The 21,747-nt window shown below is 38.8% G+C and carries 25 protein-coding genes and 1 pseudogene; 16 read left to right on the top strand and 10 right to left on the bottom strand.

Going from position 1 to position 21,747, the window contains the following annotated elements:
• Positions 1-107: 107 nt before the first annotated feature.
• A pseudogene (locus tag H6G68_RS25145) lies at positions 108-581 on the bottom strand (Uma2 family endonuclease); the annotation flags it as partial.
• A gap of 198 nt (positions 582-779) precedes the next feature.
• On the opposite strand from H6G68_RS25145, the gene recJ reads away from it, so the two are divergent.
• Both recJ and H6G68_RS25135 read left to right on the top strand, forming a co-directional pair.
• The gene (gene recJ, locus H6G68_RS25140; RefSeq protein ID WP_190909089.1) at positions 780-2,855 is read left to right on the top strand and encodes a single-stranded-DNA-specific exonuclease RecJ; all 2,076 of its coding nucleotides are present in this window, start codon (positions 780-782) and stop codon (positions 2,853-2,855) included.
• Positions 2,856-2,957: 102 nt separating this feature from the next.
• Positions 2,958-3,392 (top strand): hypothetical protein, encoded by a 435-nt coding sequence (locus tag H6G68_RS25135; RefSeq protein WP_190909088.1) that lies wholly within the window; start codon positions 2,958-2,960, stop codon positions 3,390-3,392.
• Between the two features lie 281 nt (positions 3,393-3,673).
• On the opposite strand, the gene psb30 is transcribed toward H6G68_RS25135, so the two are convergent.
• A complete protein-coding gene (gene psb30 / locus H6G68_RS25130; protein ID WP_190909087.1) occupies positions 3,674-3,793 on the bottom strand; it encodes a photosystem II reaction center protein Ycf12/Psb30 in 120 nt (39 codons plus the stop codon).
• Positions 3,794-3,958: 165 nt separating this feature from the next.
• Between psb30 and H6G68_RS25125 the strand changes: the two genes are divergently transcribed.
• From H6G68_RS25125 to H6G68_RS25115, 3 genes are all read left to right on the top strand, one after another.
• Positions 3,959-4,309: a YkgJ family cysteine cluster protein gene (locus H6G68_RS25125; RefSeq protein ID WP_190909086.1), complete on the top strand. Its 351-nt coding sequence runs from the start codon at positions 3,959-3,961 to the stop codon at positions 4,307-4,309.
• A 92-nt stretch (positions 4,310-4,401) separates the two neighbouring features.
• Positions 4,402-4,779, top strand: coding sequence for a TMEM165/GDT1 family protein (locus H6G68_RS25120; RefSeq protein ID WP_190909085.1), 378 nt, complete (start codon positions 4,402-4,404; stop codon positions 4,777-4,779).
• Between the two features lie 27 nt (positions 4,780-4,806).
• Positions 4,807-5,094 carry a TMEM165/GDT1 family protein gene (locus H6G68_RS25115; RefSeq protein WP_190909084.1) on the top strand — a complete coding sequence of 96 codons (288 nt, stop codon included), beginning with the start codon at positions 4,807-4,809 and terminating at the stop codon, positions 5,092-5,094.
• A 71-nt stretch (positions 5,095-5,165) separates the two neighbouring features.
• Here the strand turns inward: H6G68_RS25115 and H6G68_RS25110 are convergent, their stop codons facing one another.
• Together H6G68_RS25110 and H6G68_RS25105 are read right to left on the bottom strand one after the other, a co-directional pair.
• On the bottom strand, positions 5,166-5,654 hold the full coding sequence (locus H6G68_RS25110) for a hypothetical protein (RefSeq protein ID WP_190909083.1): 489 nt from the start codon (positions 5,652-5,654) through the stop codon (positions 5,166-5,168).
• 207 nt (positions 5,655-5,861) lie between these two features.
• Positions 5,862-6,230 carry a pentapeptide repeat-containing protein gene (locus H6G68_RS25105; protein ID WP_190909082.1) on the bottom strand — a complete coding sequence of 123 codons (369 nt, stop codon included), beginning with the start codon at positions 6,228-6,230 and terminating at the stop codon, positions 5,862-5,864.
• Positions 6,231-7,245: 1,015 nt separating this feature from the next.
• Between H6G68_RS25105 and H6G68_RS25100 the strand changes: the two genes are divergently transcribed.
• From H6G68_RS25100 to H6G68_RS25090, 3 genes are all read left to right on the top strand, one after another.
• The gene (locus H6G68_RS25100) at positions 7,246-7,500 is read left to right on the top strand and encodes a hypothetical protein (RefSeq protein WP_190909081.1); all 255 of its coding nucleotides are present in this window, start codon (positions 7,246-7,248) and stop codon (positions 7,498-7,500) included.
• 112 nt (positions 7,501-7,612) lie between these two features.
• Positions 7,613-8,509: a UTP--glucose-1-phosphate uridylyltransferase gene (locus H6G68_RS25095; protein ID WP_190909080.1), complete on the top strand. Its 897-nt coding sequence runs from the start codon at positions 7,613-7,615 to the stop codon at positions 8,507-8,509.
• Between the two features lie 2 nt (positions 8,510-8,511).
• Positions 8,512-9,603: a nucleotidyltransferase domain-containing protein gene (locus H6G68_RS25090; RefSeq protein ID WP_190909079.1), complete on the top strand. Its 1,092-nt coding sequence runs from the start codon at positions 8,512-8,514 to the stop codon at positions 9,601-9,603.
• Between the two features lie 374 nt (positions 9,604-9,977).
• Here the strand turns inward: H6G68_RS25090 and bchI are convergent, their stop codons facing one another.
• The gene (gene bchI, locus H6G68_RS25085) at positions 9,978-11,096 is read right to left on the bottom strand and encodes a magnesium chelatase ATPase subunit I (RefSeq protein ID WP_190909078.1); all 1,119 of its coding nucleotides are present in this window, start codon (positions 11,094-11,096) and stop codon (positions 9,978-9,980) included.
• A gap of 730 nt (positions 11,097-11,826) precedes the next feature.
• Between bchI and H6G68_RS25080 the strand changes: the two genes are divergently transcribed.
• The 3 genes from H6G68_RS25080 to H6G68_RS25070 all read left to right on the top strand — a co-directional run bounded on the left by H6G68_RS25080 (position 11,827) and on the right by H6G68_RS25070 (position 14,182).
• Positions 11,827-12,015, top strand: coding sequence for a hypothetical protein (locus H6G68_RS25080; protein ID WP_206757420.1), 189 nt, complete (start codon positions 11,827-11,829; stop codon positions 12,013-12,015).
• Between the two features lie 84 nt (positions 12,016-12,099).
• Positions 12,100-12,738, top strand: coding sequence for a histidine phosphatase family protein (locus H6G68_RS25075; RefSeq protein WP_190909076.1), 639 nt, complete (start codon positions 12,100-12,102; stop codon positions 12,736-12,738).
• 424 nt (positions 12,739-13,162) lie between these two features.
• On the top strand, positions 13,163-14,182 hold the full coding sequence (locus tag H6G68_RS25070; protein ID WP_190909075.1) for an ABC transporter ATP-binding protein: 1,020 nt from the start codon (positions 13,163-13,165) through the stop codon (positions 14,180-14,182).
• Positions 14,183-14,235: 53 nt separating this feature from the next.
• Here the strand turns inward: H6G68_RS25070 and H6G68_RS25065 are convergent, their stop codons facing one another.
• Entirely contained in the window at positions 14,236-15,144 is a 909-nt protein-coding gene (locus tag H6G68_RS25065; protein ID WP_190909074.1) for a DUF4435 domain-containing protein, read from the bottom strand.
• A 7-nt stretch (positions 15,145-15,151) separates the two neighbouring features.
• Positions 15,152-16,531: an AAA family ATPase gene (locus H6G68_RS25060; RefSeq protein WP_190909073.1), complete on the bottom strand. Its 1,380-nt coding sequence runs from the start codon at positions 16,529-16,531 to the stop codon at positions 15,152-15,154.
• Between the two features lie 237 nt (positions 16,532-16,768).
• Here H6G68_RS25060 and H6G68_RS25055 point away from each other — a divergent pair, with 237 nt between their 5' ends.
• Positions 16,769-17,644, top strand: coding sequence for an ABC transporter permease (locus tag H6G68_RS25055; RefSeq protein WP_190909072.1), 876 nt, complete (start codon positions 16,769-16,771; stop codon positions 17,642-17,644).
• A gap of 43 nt (positions 17,645-17,687) precedes the next feature.
• Positions 17,688-18,065, top strand: coding sequence for a hypothetical protein (locus H6G68_RS25050; RefSeq protein WP_190909071.1), 378 nt, complete (start codon positions 17,688-17,690; stop codon positions 18,063-18,065).
• Positions 18,066-18,199: 134 nt separating this feature from the next.
• Here H6G68_RS25050 and H6G68_RS25045 read toward each other — a convergent pair whose 3' ends face one another.
• A complete protein-coding gene (locus tag H6G68_RS25045; protein WP_190909070.1) occupies positions 18,200-18,637 on the bottom strand; it encodes a peroxiredoxin in 438 nt (145 codons plus the stop codon).
• A gap of 144 nt (positions 18,638-18,781) precedes the next feature.
• Here H6G68_RS25045 and H6G68_RS25040 point away from each other — a divergent pair, with 144 nt between their 5' ends.
• On the top strand, positions 18,782-19,186 hold the full coding sequence (locus H6G68_RS25040) for an Npun_F0494 family protein (RefSeq protein ID WP_190909069.1): 405 nt from the start codon (positions 18,782-18,784) through the stop codon (positions 19,184-19,186).
• A 16-nt stretch (positions 19,187-19,202) separates the two neighbouring features.
• Here the strand turns inward: H6G68_RS25040 and H6G68_RS25035 are convergent, their stop codons facing one another.
• On the bottom strand, positions 19,203-19,412 hold the full coding sequence (locus tag H6G68_RS25035) for a hypothetical protein (protein ID WP_190909068.1): 210 nt from the start codon (positions 19,410-19,412) through the stop codon (positions 19,203-19,205).
• A 3-nt stretch (positions 19,413-19,415) separates the two neighbouring features.
• Here H6G68_RS25035 and cobQ point away from each other — a divergent pair, with 3 nt between their 5' ends.
• Complete coding sequence (cobQ, locus tag H6G68_RS25030; protein ID WP_190909067.1) at positions 19,416-20,891, top strand: cobyric acid synthase CobQ; 1,476 nt, start codon at positions 19,416-19,418, stop codon at positions 20,889-20,891.
• Between the two features lie 70 nt (positions 20,892-20,961).
• Positions 20,962-21,201, top strand: coding sequence for a 2Fe-2S iron-sulfur cluster-binding protein (locus tag H6G68_RS25025; protein ID WP_190909066.1), 240 nt, complete (start codon positions 20,962-20,964; stop codon positions 21,199-21,201).
• Positions 21,202-21,400: 199 nt separating this feature from the next.
• Here H6G68_RS25025 and H6G68_RS25020 read toward each other — a convergent pair whose 3' ends face one another.
• Positions 21,401-21,580: a hypothetical protein gene (locus tag H6G68_RS25020; protein WP_190909065.1), complete on the bottom strand. Its 180-nt coding sequence runs from the start codon at positions 21,578-21,580 to the stop codon at positions 21,401-21,403.
• Positions 21,581-21,747: the final 167 nt, after the last annotated feature.

Raw genomic sequence — 21,747 nt, 5'->3', positions numbered from 1 at the left:
GTGAGGATTGCTCTGAATATATTCAAATATACTGCCCATAACGTCTTACCAAAAAATACACTTTTATATTCTTATACCATAATTTAATTCTTTTTCGGAGATGTCTATTGATAATATTCTAATAAGCCGCCATGAGGATCAAAAATTACATAAATAGGAACTTGTAAAATTTGCTCGTAAAAAAACCATTTTCCTGGTGGATAGCTTCGCTTAACAGAATATTCTCCACCGTCGGTGTCTGATAAAAATTCTATGACTATAGCCGGAACTTCCCCTTCTAAATTGGGTGTGTAGCTTTTGCGTTCTGCTAAAATCTCTTTAACTGAAGGAACATACAGCCAATCAGGTGCTTTAGCAATAAATTGACCGTTTAATGTGGCACACAAACCAAAATTCGAGGCTATCAGCATCTGAGGTTGAATGAAACCCGCAATTTCTAAGCTTTCTCGCAAAGCACCAGCCAAAATCGGCTGTCCGGTATTTTCCACGGGTTCATCTTCTAACTGAAAATCATCGGGTAAGGCTTCCCAAGAGATTACCAGTTCAGTGGGGGATTTGATTTCACTGATTTGGTTGACCATTAAAGACTGCCTTTTGTTGATTTGTTTTTATTTTATCCGATACAATGTGGTCTCACATCTCAATCTTGTCTGAATATAGCAACAGCCAAGGTGGAGATGACACCAAAATATTTTTTTGTCACCTGTCACCTGTCACCTGTCCCCTGTCACCTGCTATATCTATTAGGATATTACCTATTACCAATTACCCTATTCTTAGTGCTAGACCGACCTGTAACTGAAATAGTCAAACCCATCAAACGCTTACCTAATCAACGTTGGCAGATTGCGCTGCAAAATCCAGAATTAGCTGAAAAATTAGCAAATTTAACCAATCTATCTCCTATTATTAGCCAACTGTTGATTAATCGTGGGATTGAAACACCAGAAGCAGCACAAGCATTTTTAAATCCTGAATCTCTCAATTTACCTTCTCCGTTGGAAGATTTCCCCGATTTAGCGATGAGTGTAGAATTGTTGGAAAGTGCGATCGCTCATCAAGAGAAGATCGCTATCTGTGGAGACTACGATGCAGATGGGATGACTAGTACTGCATTACTACTCCGCAGTCTTCGCGCTTTAGGTGCAAATGTAGATTATGCTATCCCTAGTCGGATGCATGAAGGTTATGGCATTAACAACCGCATTGTCGAAGAATTCCACAGCGAAGGGGTAGGATTAATCCTGACTGTAGATAATGGTATATCGGCTTTTGAGCCAATTGCGAGAGCTAGAGAACTGGGATTAAAGGTAATTATCACCGATCATCACGACATTCCCCCCAAATTACCACCAGCTAACGCAATTCTTAACCCCAAACTTATAGCGGAATCTTCACCTTATCGGGGTGTCGCGGGTGTGGGTGTAGCTTATATCTTAGCGGTATGTTTAGCGCAGCAATTAGGGGAACTGAAAGGTTTAGTTCAGCCGATGTTAGCTTTGTTTACATTGGGAACTATTGCAGATTTAGCTCCTTTGACTGGTGTCAATCGGCGTTGGGTGAAACGTGGTTTAAAGCTTTTACCTAAATCTACTTTACCAGGAGTGCAAGCTTTAATTCAAGTGGCTGGAGTTCAAGCCAGTGAAGGGGAAAGTAATCCCAAATCCCAAATCCCAAATCCCAAATCGTTAAAACCGGAGGATATTGGTTTTCGTCTGGGGCCGCGCATTAATGCGATTGGTCGAATTGGCAATCCGCAGACAGTGATAGAATTGCTGACGACTGATGATATGGGATTAGCGCTGGAAAGAGCAATGCAGTGTGAACAAATCAACATCCAACGTCAGCAGATGTGTGAGGAAATTGAACAGGAAGCGATCGCACTTGTTGAAGATTTATATGTAAAATATTTACAAAAAGACCGAGTATTAGTCGTTGTTAAAGATAATTGGCATCATGGTGTCATTGGGATTGTCGCTTCTCGCTTGGTGGAACGTTACGGAGTTCCTGTCTTCATCGGTACTTATGAGAATGACAGCATAATTCGCGGTTCAGCGCGGGGAATTCCAGAATTTAACGTTTTTGCAGCTTTAGAATATTGTCGAGACTTGCTGGGCAAATTTGGGGGACATAAAGCCGCAGGAGGATTTTCTCTCCCAGCAGATAATTTGCTTTCAGTGCGATCGCGTTTATCTGAATTTGCAAATCAGTGTTTAGAACCCCAACACCTCAAACCATTACTGAAAATTGATGCTCAAGCAAATCTCAATCACATCAATCAGGAGTTATATCAACAGCTAAATATCTTTCATCCTTGCGGTATCGAAAATCCTGATCCTGTCTTCTGGACAGCTAACGCACAAATCATTGAACAGAAAATCGTTGGTAAAGGTCACATCAAACTGACTGTAGCCCAAACTATCGACAATGAACAGTATAAAATTAAAGCGATCGCTTGGCGTTGGGGTGATTACTTTCCCTTACCTGCGCGAGTAGATGTCGCTTACAAACTCCGAGAAAATAGCTTTAATGGTAACACTACCATTGAAATGGAGTTAGCAGGTGTGAGACTCCCCAGTCAGTTTTCAATATTTTTTAACCCACCAACTACAAAGCTACGCGCTAACTTTGAGTACAAACAGCGTCAATACACCTGTGGCGTTTATCATAACGGTGTTGGTTCAGAGTTAAGAGTTAAAAATTCTGAGGGTAAAGTTTTAGTCATGCAGCCAGGAGATAATATGGGTTTACTGGGTATAAATCGACAAGATGCTCAAAAGGTTAATCTATCTTTACCTCAGTATGATGGCATTGTCCAAGCTGCGGTTCAGGCTTTGTCGGTGCTGAATGAGTAAGAAACTAAACCTTTCTAGACAAATTAAATTTTAAGGCTTGCTGAATCTAGGTATCGAGCCGATACCATATTAGATAATTAAAGAACCCAACAGGATGCGACAATGGATAATTTTTTGTTTTTAACCCGTGTATTCCCGTCAGTTGATATTTTTGTAGGTTTAAAACCAGCTTTAAAAAGAAATACAAAAGGCAAAACAATTTTTAGTTTTTTTGATGTTTATGACAATTTAATAGGTAATCGAGTATTAAAAGAAGCAAGAGGTCTAAAAAGGCTCGCGGTTCCTTCAATAACTCATAAAATACATATTAAATCATTCAATGAAGATTACTATCTTGCTGATGTTAAATTAATGATTGAGGACTGCATTAAAGATAAAATTGCCTGCGTTAAGAGAGATTATGGGTTAACACCCGAAGAATATTATCAAGAAATACTAGAAACTCGTGCAAAAGCAGGTTTAACTAAAGAAGCAGCTTTAAGAATTGATGAGTTTGATCTTCCAGTCGGTGAGGAATTTGAAGTTAAGGGTGAGTAGATGAAAAAAGTCTCTAGAACTAAATCTAGCGGCTTTTTTACTGGCTATCAAAAATTCCATCACTCAAACTCTCCCTCTGGAGCGTGAGACAAATTCATAATAAATTCATAATGGGTAATTGGTAATTGGTAATTGGAAAAAGACTATTACCCATTACATCAAATCCGGATAATCACTTATGATTAAAATCTCTCCGCGTCAGAGCGTCCCACCGTCTTTGCGTCGTCCCTAATGATAAGTCTGGAACCGGACTTGATCTTACCCCTTACCCATTGACAAATTTACAGATTTCCGTTGCGAAAAGCCAGCAGGAAGATTACCACTGGCCCGGCAATGATGATTAGAGCTACTGAGGTCAACTGAAAAACAACTTCCCAATTAATGTTTGCTAAAGCTTCCATTTTTTTCTTTTCCTCCGAATTGTCTTAAAAAATTCAATAATTCAAATGCAAATCCCGCAATAGATCATATCCGGGAAGCAGACACCTGATTTAATTTACTTAACAAAATTATAAGAAACGCAATAAAAACGTAAAATAGCGGGAAGTTACAAAGTAGGGTAAATTATGGCAACTTGGCAATGTATCAAGCAATGTGGAGCCTGCTGTCATCTAGATCCAGCAGATCGTCCAGATTTGGAAGATTATCTCTCACCAGAAGAACTAGGGCTTTACCTGAGTATGGTAGGGGACGGAGGATGGTGCGTTAATTTTGACCAGACAACGCGAGAATGCACCATTTACGAGCATCGTCCGCGTTTCTGTCGGGTGGAAGTGGAAACCTTTCAGGATATGTTTGGGATTGAACCAGAGGAACTCAACGATTTCGCCATCGACTGCTGTCGTCAACAAATTGAGGCTGTTTATGGCGATCGCAGTTTGGAAATTATCCGCTTTGATCAAGCTGTTGGCTTTTAATACAGAATTTTCTGGATAAGAGTTGCAATTTATTACAAAAATCTGAGAAAATGAGAAGAATATGAAAACAACCTAAGGACAAGACAACCCCTGTGAAACTTGACTCCGTATCTGTAAGCCAGTCAGAACTAAAAGACACTAACGGCTATCTAATTGAGCCTGTATTTAAGGATAGTTCCAAAAAGCAGGAATCAACCTTGGTGGTGTTTGGAACAACTTTCATCACCATATTTTTGGCAGAAATTGGCGATAAAACTCAACTATCTACCTTGTTAATGAGTGCAGAATCTCATCAACCTTGGGTAGTATTCATTGGTTCTGGGGCTGCATTGATTACCACCAGCTTGTTAGGTGTGCTTTTAGGTGGCTGGATAGCCAGTAAACTCAGTCCAAAAACTGTAGAAAAATCAGCAGGGGTAATGTTGCTGCTGATTTCTGTGATGCTTTTTTGGGATGTGTTTATTGGTTAGTAGATATTATTTATACAGAGAATCAATATGAACTGGCATCTTTTAGGGTTGAGCTTTATTACAGTCTTTCTTTCAGAATTAGGTGATAAAAGTCAGTTAGCTGCGATCGCTCTTTCTGGTCGTGGTCAATCTCGACAAGGTGTATTTTTTGGCACTGCTGGAGCGTTAGTATTAACCAGTTTGTTGGGAGCATTAGCAGGGGGAGCAGTTGCAGAATTATTTCCTACACGTATACTCAAAGCGATCGCTGCTGTCGGTTTTGCTATCCTTGCTATTCGCTTGCTGTTACCCAACAGTGAAGCAGAATCAGATTAATTCAGTATTTTTAGTAGGGTGGGCATTGCCCACCTTCACCTCAAATATTGCATCTCAACATCACCACTCCCTTAAACCTCACGCCAGCACCAGTTTAAAAGCATACCACCTGCAACCAATTTCAAGCTTTCCAGCAAGAAATAACCGCCGTGTAGTAAATTCATTGTTGCTGGAACTACAGCCGCATCTGTAAATAAGTTTAAATTACTGCCCACAGCGCACATCTGGGGAGTTAAGAAATAAGTATCCAGCAAAGCAACTGTTAGAAGCAGAGCAGATAAAACTATACTGCCCAAACGCCAATCAGATTTAGTTTTGCCAATAGCCAATACACTAGTCAAAACTACAGCAGCAGATAACAATTCTAGGCGATTAAAATTCCAAAAAACCACATAGCCTGTGGTTGTAAAACTAGCTTCATTCATCATTCCAGCCACATACAGACTAGGCATAATTACCCAATCTAAAACCAGGCTGGCACTGAGCCAAAAGCCCAGAGTCAACATAGTCGCTGTTTGCCAAGTTGACCGCTTAAATTCAAAGTTAGAAATAGCATTCATAAAAATAATTGCTGATGTTTTATTCTTTCTAGTGTCTAACTAATCAGATTCTTTTGACAAGAAAGATCAACTATCCTTTACAAACGAAAAACTTTATATACAATTTTTCTGTATTTTTTGTAGCTATTTTGAATATTATTAAGTTTAATTACAACAGGAGGAAGAAATCAATCTATTTAGTTAATTTTTATTAACAAAAACGACCACTTAAAACTTCCGCATATGATGACTAACGGGGTCAAAACCTTGAGAAAACCGCGTGCTGTCATCATAAAAAGCACCCGTCAAATTTGCTCCATACAACTTCGTATAATAAAGCCTCGCACCGCGAAGATTTGCCTCACAGAGATTAACGCCACACAAATTAGCTCTCGTCAAATTCGCTTTCGCTAAATTCGCGCTACTCAAATCTGCTCCCCAGAGTTTAGCTCTAGCTAAATTAGCTTCACTTAAATCTGCTCCCCATAAATTGATTCCTGGTAAATAGGCATCAATCAACTTGACTTTACTTAACTGAGCAGATGGAAAATATCTCTCTCCTGCGGAATAGCGCTGTTTAATCTTCTCAGCATCCATACGTATTTTACCCCCTTGAGCCACAACACAGTGATTTCTATTTCTGATTGCACCAAAAAGCAGCTAAACCATATCTCTACGATAATCCCTAGCTCATCCTAATTGAGAAAATGACTGCAACAAGTCGTAATTCGTAATAGTGCCTACGGTCCCGCTAGGGAATAGACAAATCGATATAGAAAAAATAGCCAACATTTATTTACACACGAAAAAGCGCCTGAGTCCTTTTTCCTTACTCAAGCGCTCCCCGTATAACTTTATACCAACCCACTATTTTGATGTAACATTGGCAATCCGCAACACTGCTATTAGGGGAAGCATTGCTAGGATAACTTGTAACAAACATGAGGTGAAGTGGTATCACTCCTTGCATCTGATCAGGATATCTCTTTTCAAACCAAATAGCTAGTGTAGAGAGTGACACTTTATCAACTGACACTAGTTAAAAACGACTCAACCTTGGTGGTAACTAACAAGACAAACCCTAACAGTAAACATTTAGTTGATAGAGTATAAAAAATCTAAGTCTTTTTGTAATTTGCTCAAATATCAGAAAATCAAACTTCAGAAAATCAAACTATGGAGTCAGGAGATGATAGTAGTAGCATGATTTGCTCAGGTTCTGCAATCAAGATTTTGTCAGCATTAGCAGAGAAATCCCTTGGACATTATCATATAGCCAATGTAAACAGATAGCGATTCCTACGGAGCGCTGAGTGCAAAGCACTCCCGTCAGGGATACGCTATCGCTACTTCCACAACAGCCGAGAGTATCTTTTTTACCTGCCAGCCATAAAAAGCCATCAAAATTTTTGTTCCAGGATGCTTGTGCCTATTTAGTGAACATAGTGATTGGTTGGGAGGTGATAGTTGCTACAATCCACAACTAGAAAAGGGCTACACGTTGCTTGTTGGCACTAATTAAGGACTTATACGCCCAGGTAAAATCTCATCCGACGATTTTATACTCAAGACTTCTCTAACTAACGGTAGTTGTCAAATTCTGACCGTACCAATGGACAAGCAGACCTTACTTACCCAAGTCGCAATTGACGCACTACAAGCAGGTGATGCAGAAAAAATTGGTATGCTAATTAAACAAGCTCAGTCACAACAGGATAAATATCTAAGTCCTAGTAGTCCTAGAAAATTAACTGCTCCCCTACTACATACACTACTGAATTATTCACAAATTCAAACGTATATTTTCGGTAGTCATCATCTAACAGGATTTTGGATTGATTCCACGGATAAATCCGGGAGCTTGTAACATCAAGAAATCATTAGTAGGGTGGGCATTGCCCACCAAACCTATATTTCAAAAATCAAACAAACCAAACTGTGTGAATGAAGGTAAACATGAATGTTTAAAATAACAATTTATGCAAATAACTAAAGTTAGGAAAGCTGTAATTCCGGCTGCTGGGTTTGGCACACGCTTATTTCCAGCTACCAAAGTAGTTAAAAAAGAACTTTTCCCAATTATTGATCAAGATGGCAGAGCTAAACCTGTTATTTTAGCAATTGTAGAAGAAGCAATCAGTGCTGGAATTACAGAAGTAGGGATAGTAGTACAACCAGAGGATCAAGAAATATTTATTGATTTATTTAACAATCCCCCAAAACCAGAACTTTTCGCTAAACTATCGCCGCAAAATCAAGAATATAGCCAATATTTACAAGAATTAGGCAACAAAGTCACAATATTAACTCAATCCGAACAAGCAGGCTATGGACACGCTGTATTTTGTGCAAAAGATTGGGTACAAAATGAGCCATTTTTGTTGATGTTGGGCGATCATGTTTATAAATCCAATACCGAAAAATCCTGTGCTAGGCAAATTTTGGATATGTATGAACAAGTCAATCACAGTGTTATTGGCTTAACTACAATGTCAGCCCAAATTATTCATAAAGCCGGGTGTGTTGCCGGAATTTGGCAAGAATTTAATTCTCTGCTTTCTCTGACGCAAATTTATGAAAAACCAACTGTTGAGTATGCGCGTCAAAATTTGCGTGTAGAAGGAATAGCAGCAGATGAGTTTTTATGTATATTCGGTTTATATTTACTCACTCCGCAGATTTTTGATTGTTTAGCAGCACATATTGAACAAAACTTTCGAGAACGAGGTGAGTTTCAGTTAACATCCTGTTTAGAAGAACTGCGTCAACTGGAGAAAATGACAGGATATATTGTTAAAGGTAAGTGTTTTGATACGGGAATGCCTGATGCTTATCTTCAGACGATGATTGATTTTAGAAATGCAGATTATAATTAATTATGAAAAGAATCGAAGTTGAAGAAAGAGCTATTTTCGTTGGTTTAGCAGGTAGTCATGGTTATGGTTTAAATCGTCCTGATTCAGACTATGATTATCGTGGCGTTTTTATTGCTCCCAAGCGTTACTATTTGGGATTCGATAGCATAGAACAAAAAGATACTGGGTGGGATGAACCGGGAATATTTCCGTTTATAGATGGTAATCAAGACACGGTTATTTATGAATTAAGAAAAGTCCTACATTTATTAGCTGGTGCAAATCCTAATGTTTTAGAATTGTTGTGGTTGAATAATTATCCTTTTTTAACGAATATTGGACAGTATTTAATTAATCACAGACAGCTATTTTTGAGTAAAAAAGTTAAACATACCTACTCTGGTTATGCTTTTGCTCAAATCAAGAAAATGGAAACTCATCGCAAATGGTTGTTAAATCCACCAGCTAAAAAACCAATTCCATCTGATTATGGGATAGAAGATGAAGCACCATTAAGTAAAGATGAGTTAAATGCTTTTTTGGAATATCTATATATCTTAATTAGAGGTAAAATTGAATTTTTAGAAGAATCAGAGCAGTTATACAAATTGCTGACAGCAGATATTGACTTTAAAGGTGTTTTGAAACAATATACCTTAGCAGACGAGGCTTTAGCATATACTCAAAATCTAACTCATGGACGCAAAGACTTTATTCGGCTGTTGCAAAAAAGCCAAAGCTATCAAATCGCTGTAAGAGAATGGAAAGCTTATCTATCTTGGCAAGAAAATAGAAATCCTGCTAGAGCGGAAATGGAGAAAAAGTCAGGTTATGACTTGAAACATGGTATGCACTGTATTAGATTGCTGCGGAGTGGTTTGGAAATATTGCAGCGAGGAGAATTAATTGTCGATAGAAGAGTAGCGGGAGATATTAATGTTTTAAAAGCTATTCTTATGGGTGAGTATACTTATGAACAGTTGATGAAAATGGCAGAAGATTTGGTGGCTGAGATGGATGTTTTTTATGAACAATCAACTTTACCTCACCGACCTGATTTAGAACAAATTAATGATTTGTGTATGGAATTAGTAGAAATGCAAGGTTGGAAATAATGTAAGAATTCAGGAGTCAGGAGTCAGGAGTCAGAATGCTTATGAAATGAAGAATAGAGAGAGGTGAAATTTTATCAAAATCATCAAAGTTGACTAAAAAAGCCTTTATTCTCCTGAACCGCAGGTCTGCGTAGCGTCTTCTGTATTCTCTATCCTGAATACTTACGAAATAATCTAGACAAGTAAGTGAGAATAAATCAAAGTAGATTAAGTAATGTAAAAAGTCTTGAGATGGTTTCGTAGTGAGGGCTTCAGCCCTCAAATAAGGACTAAAGTCCTCACTACAAACCTCGAATTATTCATTCTGATCTACTTAACCTGAATAGTCAGTTGTCAGTTTTTTTCTACTGACTACTGACTAAGACCTAATTTAATTACCTAACCCCAGCTTTCATGCCTGAACCGTTTTTCTGTGTTGAATCTTCTGGTAGTTCCACACCGAAAACGCGACAAAAGACTTTTTCAACTTTATAACCAGTATCAATGGATTCTAAGGGATCTTTTCGCAGACGGTGACGCAGACATAATGTAATTACCCGACGGATATCGTCAACTGTAACTTCTGTCCGTCCTTCAAAGGCAGTTAAGGCTTTAGCAGCACGGTTGGTAACGATGTCACCCCGCAAACCGTCCACATCCAATTCTGAACAAACTTCCGAAATTTTTACCCGCAAGTCATAGTCAAGGTTAACTTGTGGTAATAATTCCTGAGCATTAACAATTTGCTGTTGTAATGCTTCTTGGGGGGTTTTGTGTTTTTCTAAATACACTGGAGGATTTTGATCAAATTCGCCCCGTTCTTCCACAATTTGCACCCGTAAAGCTGGTTCTTTGACGGTGTGAATTTCCGCGTGCATTCCGAAACGGTCGAGTAGTTGAGGACGCAATTCTCCTTCTTCTGGGTTTCCCGAACCAACGAGAACAAACCGCGCTGGGTGACGAATAGAAATTCCTTCCCGTTCGACGGTGTTCCAACCACTAGCAGCAGAATCGAGGAGTACGTCTACCAAGTGGTCATCTAACAAGTTGACTTCATCAACGTAGAGAATACCTCTGTTAGCTTTGGCCAGTAGTCCTGGTTCAAAGGCTTTCACGCCTTCAGATAAAGCTTTTTCGATGTCGATAGTACCGCAAACCCGGTCTTCTGTTGCGCCTAATGGTAAGTCTACCATTTGCACTTTTTTGTGAGCTACGGGAATTTCTATTCCCTGAGCTACTTGTTGACGGACTTCATCACTCATCAAGTCCGTGTCATTGGGGTCACTGTTGAAGGGGTCATTGGCGACAACAGGGATTTCTGGTAAGAGATCCGCCAAGGCGCGGATAGTTGTAGATTTGCCGGTGCCGCGATCGCCCATAATCATTACACCACCAATTTTGGGATCAATCACATTTAACAACAGTGCCAGTTTCATTTCTTCCTGGCCGACAATTGCTGTAAATGGAAAGACCGCGCGACGCGCACTTGCTGTAGTTTGAGCAGTTGAAGTCACTAAATTACCTTAACAATACTTTTGTTATTACAATTCTTTATTTTGCCACATCTGGGGAGGGTAGGTCAGTTATCAGTTCAAAGCTGACCACTATAAGTTTTTTAAATCTGACTTTTACAAAAAAAGTATACGACTATGTTTATTGAGAATAGACTGGGTTAATTCTCAAGATTATTGAGAATCTTCGCAATAATTCAACGATTTTACTAGGGTATTGACCTCTTGACTTTTTATGCTATTATTTAGGTGTATAATTTAAAGGACGGTTATTATCTAAATTTTATTAAAAATCAAAATTGTCTGAATCAGGATAACCAGGATTTCAGGATTTACAGGATGTAAAAAATTAGATTCTCCTAGACTTCGTTTGATGAATTAATACTAAACAACACCTAAAACACCTGATATAACTAGGTTTTGCTAAAATAGAATCAAAAATTTAATAAAAAGATGCTTTCTGATTCTTGAATCCCCTACTATGTAAGGACTTAACCTGATATCAAGTATTACAGCACTTCCCAGCGTCATGAGGTACAAGCACCCCACCCCCAACCCCCTCCCCGCAAGCGATGAGGGGGCTATGATGTACCTTATAACAAAGGAATCCGCTGTAATTTTCTATAACTAGTCTAGGAGAGCCGTAATCTTTATCCTCAAATAGTTGAATTTGAAAATATACTAGCATCAGCAAAAAAAGCGCAAATATAAAAATCAAACTGGGTTGGGTAGCTTGGTAGGTGTCAAAGCCGAAGACTTGCCCAACTCTCCTAACAACAATAACTCTGAATCCATTGGTGATAACCTAGAGCCATGCCATGTCTGCGGTGTTCTCGCAGCGATCGCTTTGGTTCAATACTCTCATCCGTTACTTTTGAAGTCGAAGACAAAAGTTGGTGAGGGAATTGACTTTTTTGGTTGATTACTTTGTCCTGGTGTCACATACTCAATTGCGAGATTGAGATATGTTATTTTTACACAAACTCCTTTATCCCCATCGCCAGCTATGACACTCAATTTATATTTACTGCGACATGGCGAAACTACTTTTAGTCAAAGTGGTAACTTCTGCGGTAAAACTGATGCAGAATTGACCTCTGAAGGAATGCAGATGGCAGAGAGTTTTGCCGATGTTTATCAAAACTTGAAGTGGGAAGCGGCTTATGTTAGTCCGATGAAGCGCACCATTGCCACTGCCAAGCCATTTTGTGATGCTGTTGGTATGGAGATGCAGGTGCGGGAAGGATTAAGAGAAGGTAGTTACGGCGAATGGGAAACTAAGAGTAAATCGTTTGTTCAAGAAAATTACCCAGAAAACTATGTAAAATGGTTGACAGAACCCGCTTGGAATGCGCCCATTGGTGGAGAAACTGCGGTAGATATTGCTAACCGTTCTATGCCTGTAATTGCGGAAATTCAAGAAAAACATCCCCAAGGTAATGTTTTAGTAGTTTCCCATAAAGCCACGATTCGGATTCTGCTTTGCAGTTTACTGGGAATTGATTTGGGACGCTATCGTTATCGGGTGAATATTTTGGTCGCATCGGTAAGTATGGTTAAATTTGATGTTAATGGTCCCTTGTTAGAAGTATTAGGCGATCGCCATCATATACCTGATCATATTCGCTCTCGTCCAGGAACATAATAGACATCTCCAGAAAACCCTGACATACAGCAGGAGTCAGGAGTCAGGAGTCAGGAGTCAGGAGTCAGGAGTGAAACTGGCTTGGTGTCTAGGTTTCAAGTTTGATTTTGTACCTCATTATTAATCTGCAATCTGCTGTATCAAATAACGACACTGTTTCAAGAAACAGTACCGAGTACCGAGTACTGAGTAACGAGTGTGAGGTGTAAAGTTGGGAGTAAAAGTTGGGAGTAAAGTACTCAAGAAAATTTTGTTTCTTTCATTCATAGCGGGTGGCAGCCTGTGCAGTTGCTCCTAAGAAACAAGGCAGAAGAGAGAAGAAGGAGATCAAGAAAAGTAGAACAGAACTCATCACGGCTAACGCCCAACTCGTACAATAGAAGATAGATTGTTGAGAATTGTATAGTTAGGGATTATAGCTGTCATGGCTCCCGCCGTTTTAATTGAAAATCTACAAAAACGCTACGGTACTGTTGAGGCTGTCAAAGATGTCTCCTTTCAGGTACAACCTGGAGAAATCTTTGGTTTACTCGGCCCCAATGGTGCAGGGAAAACTACTACTCTCCGGGCTTTGTGTACGCTGACAACCCCTGATGCTGGCAAAATCGAAGTTTCGGGAATTTCGGCCTTAGAACACCCCAAATTAGCCAGGCAAAAGCTGGGTTATGTGGCTCAGGAAGTGGCTTTAGATAAAGTGCTGACGGGTAAGGAGTTGCTGCAATTGCAAGCGGCACTTTATCATCTTCCTCGTGCGGTAATCAAACAACGGATTAACACCGTCTTGGATTTGCTGGGTTTACAAGAATACGCAGATAAAAAAACCGGAACCTATTCTGGTGGTTTACGCAAACGCCTAGATTTGGCTGCGGGTTTACTCCATTCCCCAGATGTGTTGGTGTTGGATGAACCAACGGTAGGGCTTGACATTGAAAGCCGTTTTGTGGTATGGGAATTTCTGCGAAAGTTACGCGCTGCGGGAACTACGGTTGTGATTACCAGCCATTATTTAGAAGAAGTTGATGCTTTAGCTGATAGGGTAGCAATCATAGATCGCGGTCTAGTTATTGCTAATGGTACACCTTCGCAGTTAAAAGACCAAGTTGGGGGCGATCGCATTACTTTGCGTATCCGCGAATTTTCACCCAGCGAAGAAGCAGACAAAGCTAAAAACCTCCTGGAGACTTTACCTTTTGTCCAAGAAATCATCATCAATAACGCTCAAGGTAACTCATTGAATTTGGTAGTCACTCCCCAAAATGACGCTTTAATTACTATTCAGCAAGCCTTAAATAATGTCGGTTTACCGATTTTTGGTATTGCTCAATCTCGTCCTAGTTTAGATGATGTTTACCTAGCTGCAACTGGAAAAACTTTGATGGATGCCGAATTAGCTGCTGTTGCTAATCGTGATCCTAAAGCGGAGAAAAAGCAAAATATGAGATAGTTGATAGTTGACAGTTGATAGGTAATTGGGAATAATTGCTAATTACCAATTACCTAAATAATTGATGAATATTGAGTCAAACGAACTAACAAATTATTAAACATCTCTTCTTGAGTTAATGCTTCAGGATCAACACATCCAAGTAAATTACGAGCAATAATTTCAGAGTTATAACTTTTTATTTCTCTAGCTAAGAAATCTTTAATATATAAATACAACACATCAGTAAAATCATGTCCATGTATTTTATATCTAGCATCTTCTAACTTTTCGGCTTTAATTCTTAATTCTTCCATTGTTTGGATGAATATTGATTTTTCTCCCAATGACATCGAACATTTATTGGAATATTTTTCAATATATGTTTGTAGATCAAATTGAAATTGAATTTTTGATTTATCCCAATTACAGCATTTCCCAAAATTATCTAACATATCAGTATCTATGTTTAGTAATTCCCTTGTAGCACGAATCAGAAATAAATCTTCTAATACCTTAGATAATTCTTTGAGTATATTTTCTGCTTTTAACTGAGAAATACGAAGAGATAAAAACAATAATTTATTTAAAACTTGTTCATTAAACAGATACATCTCCAGACATGAATAATCAGTAAAAAAGAGTAATCTACATTGATAATGTATCTCAAATAACCAATCAAAATCTTTATCTGCAATACAAATAATATGAGGTGTAGTTTCTGAAAATTGATCCAGGAACAAAGCAAGAGCAATAACACGACTACGGTTGTTATCTTTTAACTCAATTTTAAATAATCTTTCAGCAGAAATATCAACTGTGTCAATTTCATAAACAGAAACGTTTTTTATACCTCTATTGTTTAAAAACCATTCTAAAAAAAGTTTATCTGTTTTACCTTCAACATATATATCACGTAACTCAGGCTCAAGTTCATATCTCATGACAAGTTCGTCAAGGGTACGTCTTATTTCATTGTCCATTTTTTAGTTATTTCTCCGTCTTCACCAGCTTGATAACATGATTTTTGTATTTAGAAAGTAATTCAATTGAATGAGTGGCTAATATAAATTGAACTTGACTGTTTTTTGTTAACTCAAGTAATGCGTCAATAAGTTGACGCTGCCATTTTACATTTAATGATATTTCTGGCTCATCAATGATAAAAATTGTTGCTTTATCTCGCGCTGTGAGTGTATTACAAAATAGTAATAAGAGTTGCTTTTCCCCAGAAGACAAATTCTCAGGAGACAATTCTATATTTTCATCAGTGAATATTTTGATACCATCTGTAACGTGAATCTTTATATATTTATCATGAAAAAATTTATTGATTGTACTTTCAAATGCAATTAATAGATTTTGGATGTTTTGTAGAGCTTTGAATCTTGCATATACGCTATCTAAATAGGGGTTTAAAACACTTGATATAGTAGATTTTAATTGTGAATTTTGTGTAAAAATAATATTAGTTAATATGTTAACGATTTTTTGACTATCTAATGGGGACATTAAGCCAAATCGAGAAAAATCTTTACTAATATTATCTGCATTTTTGAGTTCATCAATTAGTATTTCTGGCCATTTTGGTAATTTTTCGATAATTTCACCCTCTGAATTTTGAAGAATTTTAGTAATAATTTCTTCATATATATTGTGTACATTTGCTTCTCCTTGATTTGTACCTGTGAATGCTTGATCCCGAATCCATTCTTCAGTTCTTTCAATAGATGTTTTTAAAACTATATCTCTGTTAATTAAAGAATCATCATCTAATAGGTAAACATTTGATGATGAAGTCCTCCTTCTTGAAATCATTAACTGTCTAAGTTTTTTTTCATATAAATCATTATCATCATCTTCTGGCAAGACATCACTTTTTAAAACTCTGTCATCACCTAAAAAAAACATAGCTAACTGAAGTTCTGTTAACTTGTTACCAAATTCATCACTAGGTAAGTGTTGTTTTTGTTTATCATATTCATTATCAATGACCGCATCAAAAATATTAATTTGATTCTGTACAATTTGTAGTTGGAATGAGCCAGTTAACTCTGAATTATTTCGACTGGCAATAATGCTATTTCCATCAGCAAAATTTACAGAAAATTTACTAAAAGGAATTTGAGTTAAAAATTTCCGATGTCCATGTCTAGGATGTGGTGATAGTAAATGAAATAGTAGTTTCAAAATAGTAGTTTTACCAGAACCATTATCACCATAAAGGATCATGAGTGAAGAATTTCTTTGATCATGAATATCTTGCTCTTTTTTGCATAAAACGTAATTATATCTACCAAAAAGCTGTTCAACCTCAATACGAACTATATAAAGAGGTGGACTGTTAGTTTTAACATCAATCATCTGCATAGGAGTTTCAAATTTTTGAATAGGAAATACAATTTTTATTATACATTAAACCTAACTAAATTTGCTAAATGTATAGTTGTAATTAAATCCTAATCAACTTCTCAATCATTTTTTGATATAATGTGATATTAAGAATTATAAACTTTCTTGCTCTTATGGGCAGATTCCCAAGTACAGAAGTGTTTATAATTCAGATTCTTTAATTTTACACCCTGTATATCTAATGTTAAAAATGCTATGAAGACTGATATCAATTGGCAACAACTAACCCCACCTACGGTAGTTACTGAAACTACTCCCAGTTTCTTTGGTGAATTAGTCCAAGAAACACTGGCTTTAACTCGTCGTCTATTTATCCAATTACAACGCCGTCCTTCTAGTTTGGTAGCAGGAATTATTCAACCGGTGATGTGGTTGGTGTTGTTTGGTGCATTATTCCAAAATGCCCCTAAAGGTTTATTTGGAAGTACGACAAATTACGGACAATTCCTGGCAGCAGGTGTAATAGTATTTACTGCTTTTGCTGGGGCTTTGAATGCCGGTTTACCTGTAATGTTTGACAGGGAATTTGGCTTTTTAAATCGGTTGCTAGTTGCACCTTTAGCTTCTCGGTTCTCGATTGTCTTTGCTTCTGCCATTTTCATTATTAGCCAAAGTTTACTGCAAGCGGCTGTAATTGTAGCAGCAGCAGCGTTTATAGGGGCTGGTTTACCTGATGCGGCGGGTTTGAGTGCGATCGCTCTCATTGTCTTGCTTCTGGCTTTGGGTGTCACCGCTATTTCCCTCGGTTTGGCTTTTGCTTTACCCGGTCACATTGAACTGATCGCGGTAATTTTCGTCACAAACCTGCCTTTACTCTTCGCCAGCACAGCTTTAGCACCTTTATCCTTTATGCCCGGTTGGTTGCAGGTTATCGCTACCCTCAACCCTCTCAGCTATGCTATTGAACCCATTCGCTATTTGTATCTTCATAGCACTTGGGGATTAAATGATGTCGTCATGCACGCCTTTTGGGGTGACGTTACCTTTGGGGGAGCATTGTTAGTGTTAGTCGGGTTTGCTGTGGTGGCTTTACTCAGCATTCAACCCCAATTACGCCGGACTCTTGCTTAAGATAGAAGCATAATTAAGTCAGTAAAATGTGAGGGGAAATTTCATGAAAAGACCATTTTTACCAGTTCACAAAATCTTGGTTGCGACTTTCGCAGGAATTAGCTTTGCGTCTCTGCTAGTAGCATCACCCAGTTTAGCTGATCCTAATCAACCCTTTGGTAGTTTGGAGAGCGATCGCAATACCAATTCATTGACCGGTAATAGCTCAGAGTTCGATATGCTTGATCTGATTCATAGAGCAAATCTTGGGACTAACAACTTTAATCCTGAGCAACAGAATCAGCAATTGGATGACGCAGCAGCAGCATTTAAAGCTAGACAAGAAAAACTCCTGCAAACTCCCCAGCAGTCAAACTCAAATTCACCAACTACATCTGGTGGAAATACACCATCGTTGATTATCCTACCCGCTAATCAATGAAAACTTAAAACCTCAACCCCTAACCTAGATTTGGGTAGGAGTTGAGGTCAAAAAATTTTGAATTTTGAATTTTGGATTTTAGATTTGTTTTCCCATTGAAAATTTCAACTCTAAAATCCAGTCAGGGTGAAGAACTACAAACCAAGTACTTTTAAAACATCACTAGCATGAGTAGTGGTATTAACAGCACTGTCAACATGGACGATTTTACCATTGGGGTCAATTACGAAAGTGACACGCTTGGCATAACCACCACCATCTACATCAAAAGCTGTGATCAAGGCTTTGTCCGTATCAACCAATAAAGGGAAATTCAAATTGTATTTAGTGGTGAATGCTTGATGGGCAGCTTGATCATCAGCACTTACTCCCAACACCACAATATTTTTACCTTGATATTCAGATTGGGCATCCCGGAAACTACAGGCTTGCTTGGTGCAGCCCGGTGTATCATCTTTGGGGTAGAAATATACAACCACCGTCTTACCAGCAAAATCAGATAATGAGACTGTGTTGCCGTTTGTGTCTTTAGCGGTAAATGCAGGCGCATCTGTACCAACTGCTAGTGGCATAATTAACTTTTCCTGTTTCAGATTGTTGATGCACCTGAAATTTTACAATGATTTACAATATTTAAATAAATTTGAGAAAAAATAGCATAACTTACAAATCTTACCCTTTTGCTTATTCTCACCACTTCCTCAACTCCTAAATCCATGACCGCTGTTGATTCCCCAAACACCAAACCCTTTGTCTATTCTCGGACTACTCTGGAAAGAGCCGAGCGATCGCTCATTTGTTCCCCTTTCAAGCTCAGTTTATTTATGACGATGCGTAACCAAAGCGTTTCCGTCAGTGCGATCGCTATGGAAAATGGTTACAAGCAAGGCTACACCAAACGTCCTTTATCGGAATTGTCCTGTGATAACGCCTTTGATTGGCTAATCGAAGTGGGAGTATTGCGGCGAGAAGTTGATGGACAGGGAATTACAGACGGTTTTCGCCTGACTCCCCTAGGTCATCAGTTGGTAGAAAAATTCCCAGAAAAAGATTGGCGTAGTCCCTCATTGAGCGATCGCTTATACAATTCCATAACTCGTTGGTTTCGACTACCCTTTTAGATGCAAAATTGACAAGTTAAAATAAGCAAGCCAAAGTGAAAACTAGGGTGGGAAATCTACCAGGGTGGATTTTGCCTGTATAGCCGCGTAGTCCTAAAAGCTTGCGCGTTATAGAAGCATCTTTATAATTTCCCGGTGCAATATCCTGTATTTCTGCCGAATTGCACTTTTTCTTTAAGCCTGAAATTGCTCCACTAAATCTAAAAAACATTACATTAATAGTCACACTATGAAATCAATTATGGTAGTGGGAACAACATCCCACGCGGGTAAATCTCTTATCACTACAGCCATTTGTCGCATTCTCTCCCGGCGTGGTTGGCGAGTAGCTCCCTTTAAAGGTCAGAATATGGCTTTAAATGCTTATGTTACTGCCAGTGGCGGAGAAATAGGCTACGCCCAGGCGGTGCAAGCTTGGGCTGCGGGAGTCGTTCCCTTAGTGGAAATGAACCCAATTTTACTCAAACCTCAAGGGGATATGACCTCTCAAGTTATCCTTAAAGGTAGAGCCGTAGGTACTGTGAGTGCTACAGATTATTACGAGCAATATTTTGAACTCGGTTGGCGCACTATTCAAGAATGCTTAGAACATTTAAAGACAGAATGTGACTTGTTGGTTTGTGAAGGTGCAGGTAGTCCAGCCGAAATTAATCTCAAGCACCGCGACTTAACCAATATGCGGGTGGCAAAATATTTAAATGCACCAACTCTGTTAGTAGTAGATATTGACCGAGGCGGCGCTTTTGCTCACGTAGTTGGAACCCTAGAGTTACTAGAACCGGACGAACGCGCTTTAATTAAAGGGGTAGTAATTAACAAATTCCGGGGACAGCGTTCCATTCTCCAACCGGGAATTAAATGGTTAGAAGAACGCACTGGTATTCCGGTTGTCGGTGTCATCCCTTACTTAGAACAAGTATTTCCAGCGGAAGACTCCCTAGACTTGCTAGAACGCAAACCCCATAAAGTCCAAGCTGAATTAAATATTACTGTCGTCCGCTTACCAAAAATTGCCAATTTTACCGACTTTGATGCACTAGAATCCGAACCTACAGTTTCAGTAAAATATGTGAGTCCAAAGCAAGATTTGGGACATCCTGATGCTGTAATTATTCCTGGAACCAAGACCACAATTGCTGATTTAATAGTGCTGCAAAAAAGCGGCATGGCCGAAGCAATTCAAAATTATGCAGCTTCAGGGGGAACAGTTTTGGGCATCTGTGGTGGCTTTCAAATGCTAGGTCAAATCATAGCAGATCCAGAGGGATCTGAGGGGCAAGCGGGTAGATTTCAGGGGTTAAATCTATTACCTATCAGAACTGTGATTACTGGACAAAAAATCGCCCGTCAGCGCCAAGTTAGTTCCAATTATCCGCAAATGGGCTTACCTGTGAATGGATTTGAAATCCATCAAGGGCGATCGCGCTTAGAAACCCAAGATGATAAACAATCCTGTCAACCGCTATTTGATGATGCTAATTTAGGCTTAGTAGATAGTTGCCAATCTGTTTGGGGTACTTATCTACACGGGCTTTTTGATAATGGCCCCTGGCGACGTGCTTGGATTAACCGTCTCCGTCAACAACGAGGTTTAAAATCTTTGCCCACCGGTGTTGCTAATTACCGAGAACAGCGAGAACAGATGTTGGACTCTTTAGCCACCCAAATTGAAAGCCATTTAAACTTAAATCCGTTTTTGTCTTAAATAATGGGTAATTTGTAATTTGTAATTATTACCCAATGACCAATGACCAATGACCAATGACCAATGACCAATGACTATTAGCATCCGCTTTCTACCAGATGATGTCACTGTTAATGCTGAAGTAGGAGAATCCCTGTTAGATGTCGCAGATCGGGCAGGGGTATTAATTCCTACTGGTTGTCTGATGGGGTCTTGTCATGCTTGCACCGTGGAACTAGATGATGGGGAAGTCATTCGTGCTTGCATTACTCCAGTTCCACCAGGAAAGGAGGTATTGACCATTAATTTGTTTAGCGATCCAACGTGGTAATTACAGCAATTTTCGGGTAAATGAACCACATTTTTTTGTCTCACGCAGAGGCGCAGAGGCGCAAAGAGGAATCAAGAGTGTGGTCTAAATACATGAAAAGGGTAATGCTGGACAGTTTGCGCAATTACAGGTTATTTTTGTTTTAAATAGTGTTATTACGTGTTATTACGGTTCCCTGATAGCTTGATAATTTGTATATTTATTTATCAGCGCGTGCCTGAATTACAAAATTAGGCGATCGCAGTTGGTAATATTTACTTGCAAAAAGGTATAAGAATGACTGAAGTAACACCCGAAAAACTGTTTGAATTATGTGAGAATGCTCATAAGAAGGGGTTAGTAAGCTCTTGCGGATGGGACGATGTTGCGGATGAAACATCTATCAAACCAGTTCCAGCAAAACGTTGGCATATTCAAAGGAAAGGAAGTTACCATTATTAGACATCTCCGGAAATAGCTAAAGTGTTACTGCCACTGCTTTTAAAAGTGAGATGCCCCAATGCAAAGGTAGCTGGCTGGTACGCTAAAATAAGCGTTAGAGATGCC

The organism is Anabaena catenula FACHB-362, assembly GCF_014698735.1.
Classification (GTDB): domain Bacteria; phylum Cyanobacteriota; class Cyanobacteriia; order Cyanobacteriales; family Nostocaceae; genus Anabaena; species Anabaena variabilis_A.
The sequence above is the reverse complement of the archived record's forward strand: the minus strand, read 5'-3'. Positions and strand labels throughout refer to the sequence as shown.

What these genes read in the sequence shown, in the direction of transcription:
- H6G68_RS25105 (WP_190909082.1), bottom strand. Translation starts at nt 6,230, where the DNA reads ATGGATGCTGAGAAGATTAAACAGCGCTATTCCGCAGGAGAGAGATAT.
- H6G68_RS25090 (WP_190909079.1), top strand. Translation starts at nt 8,512, where the DNA reads ATGAAAAGAATCGAAGTTGAAGAAAGAGCTATTTTCGTTGGTTTAGCA.
- H6G68_RS25075 (WP_190909076.1), top strand. Translation starts at nt 12,100, where the DNA reads ATGACACTCAATTTATATTTACTGCGACATGGCGAAACTACTTTTAGT.
- H6G68_RS25050 (WP_190909071.1), top strand. Translation starts at nt 17,688, where the DNA reads ATGAAAAGACCATTTTTACCAGTTCACAAAATCTTGGTTGCGACTTTC.
- H6G68_RS25060 (WP_190909073.1), bottom strand. Translation starts at nt 16,531, where the DNA reads ATGCAGATGATTGATGTTAAAACTAACAGTCCACCTCTTTATATAGTT.
- psb30 (WP_190909087.1), bottom strand. Translation starts at nt 3,793, where the DNA reads ATGGAAGCTTTAGCAAACATTAATTGGGAAGTTGTTTTTCAGTTGACC.
- H6G68_RS25070 (WP_190909075.1), top strand. Translation starts at nt 13,163, where the DNA reads ATGGCTCCCGCCGTTTTAATTGAAAATCTACAAAAACGCTACGGTACT.
- H6G68_RS25040 (WP_190909069.1), top strand. Translation starts at nt 18,782, where the DNA reads ATGACCGCTGTTGATTCCCCAAACACCAAACCCTTTGTCTATTCTCGG.
- H6G68_RS25110 (WP_190909083.1), bottom strand. Translation starts at nt 5,654, where the DNA reads ATGAATGCTATTTCTAACTTTGAATTTAAGCGGTCAACTTGGCAAACA.
- H6G68_RS25125 (WP_190909086.1), top strand. Translation starts at nt 3,959, where the DNA reads ATGGCAACTTGGCAATGTATCAAGCAATGTGGAGCCTGCTGTCATCTA.
- H6G68_RS25065 (WP_190909074.1), bottom strand. Translation starts at nt 15,144, where the DNA reads ATGGACAATGAAATAAGACGTACCCTTGACGAACTTGTCATGAGATAT.
- H6G68_RS25100 (WP_190909081.1), top strand. Translation starts at nt 7,246, where the DNA reads ATGGACAAGCAGACCTTACTTACCCAAGTCGCAATTGACGCACTACAA.
- H6G68_RS25115 (WP_190909084.1), top strand. Translation starts at nt 4,807, where the DNA reads ATGAACTGGCATCTTTTAGGGTTGAGCTTTATTACAGTCTTTCTTTCA.
- H6G68_RS25135 (WP_190909088.1), top strand. Translation starts at nt 2,958, where the DNA reads ATGGATAATTTTTTGTTTTTAACCCGTGTATTCCCGTCAGTTGATATT.
- H6G68_RS25055 (WP_190909072.1), top strand. Translation starts at nt 16,769, where the DNA reads ATGAAGACTGATATCAATTGGCAACAACTAACCCCACCTACGGTAGTT.
- H6G68_RS25045 (WP_190909070.1), bottom strand. Translation starts at nt 18,637, where the DNA reads ATGCCACTAGCAGTTGGTACAGATGCGCCTGCATTTACCGCTAAAGAC.
- H6G68_RS25025 (WP_190909066.1), top strand. Translation starts at nt 20,962, where the DNA reads ATGACTATTAGCATCCGCTTTCTACCAGATGATGTCACTGTTAATGCT.
- cobQ (WP_190909067.1), top strand. Translation starts at nt 19,416, where the DNA reads ATGAAATCAATTATGGTAGTGGGAACAACATCCCACGCGGGTAAATCT.
- H6G68_RS25020 (WP_190909065.1), bottom strand. Translation starts at nt 21,580, where the DNA reads ATGTTTCATCCGCAACATCGTCCCATCCGCAAGAGCTTACTAACCCCT.
- H6G68_RS25095 (WP_190909080.1), top strand. Translation starts at nt 7,613, where the DNA reads ATGCAAATAACTAAAGTTAGGAAAGCTGTAATTCCGGCTGCTGGGTTT.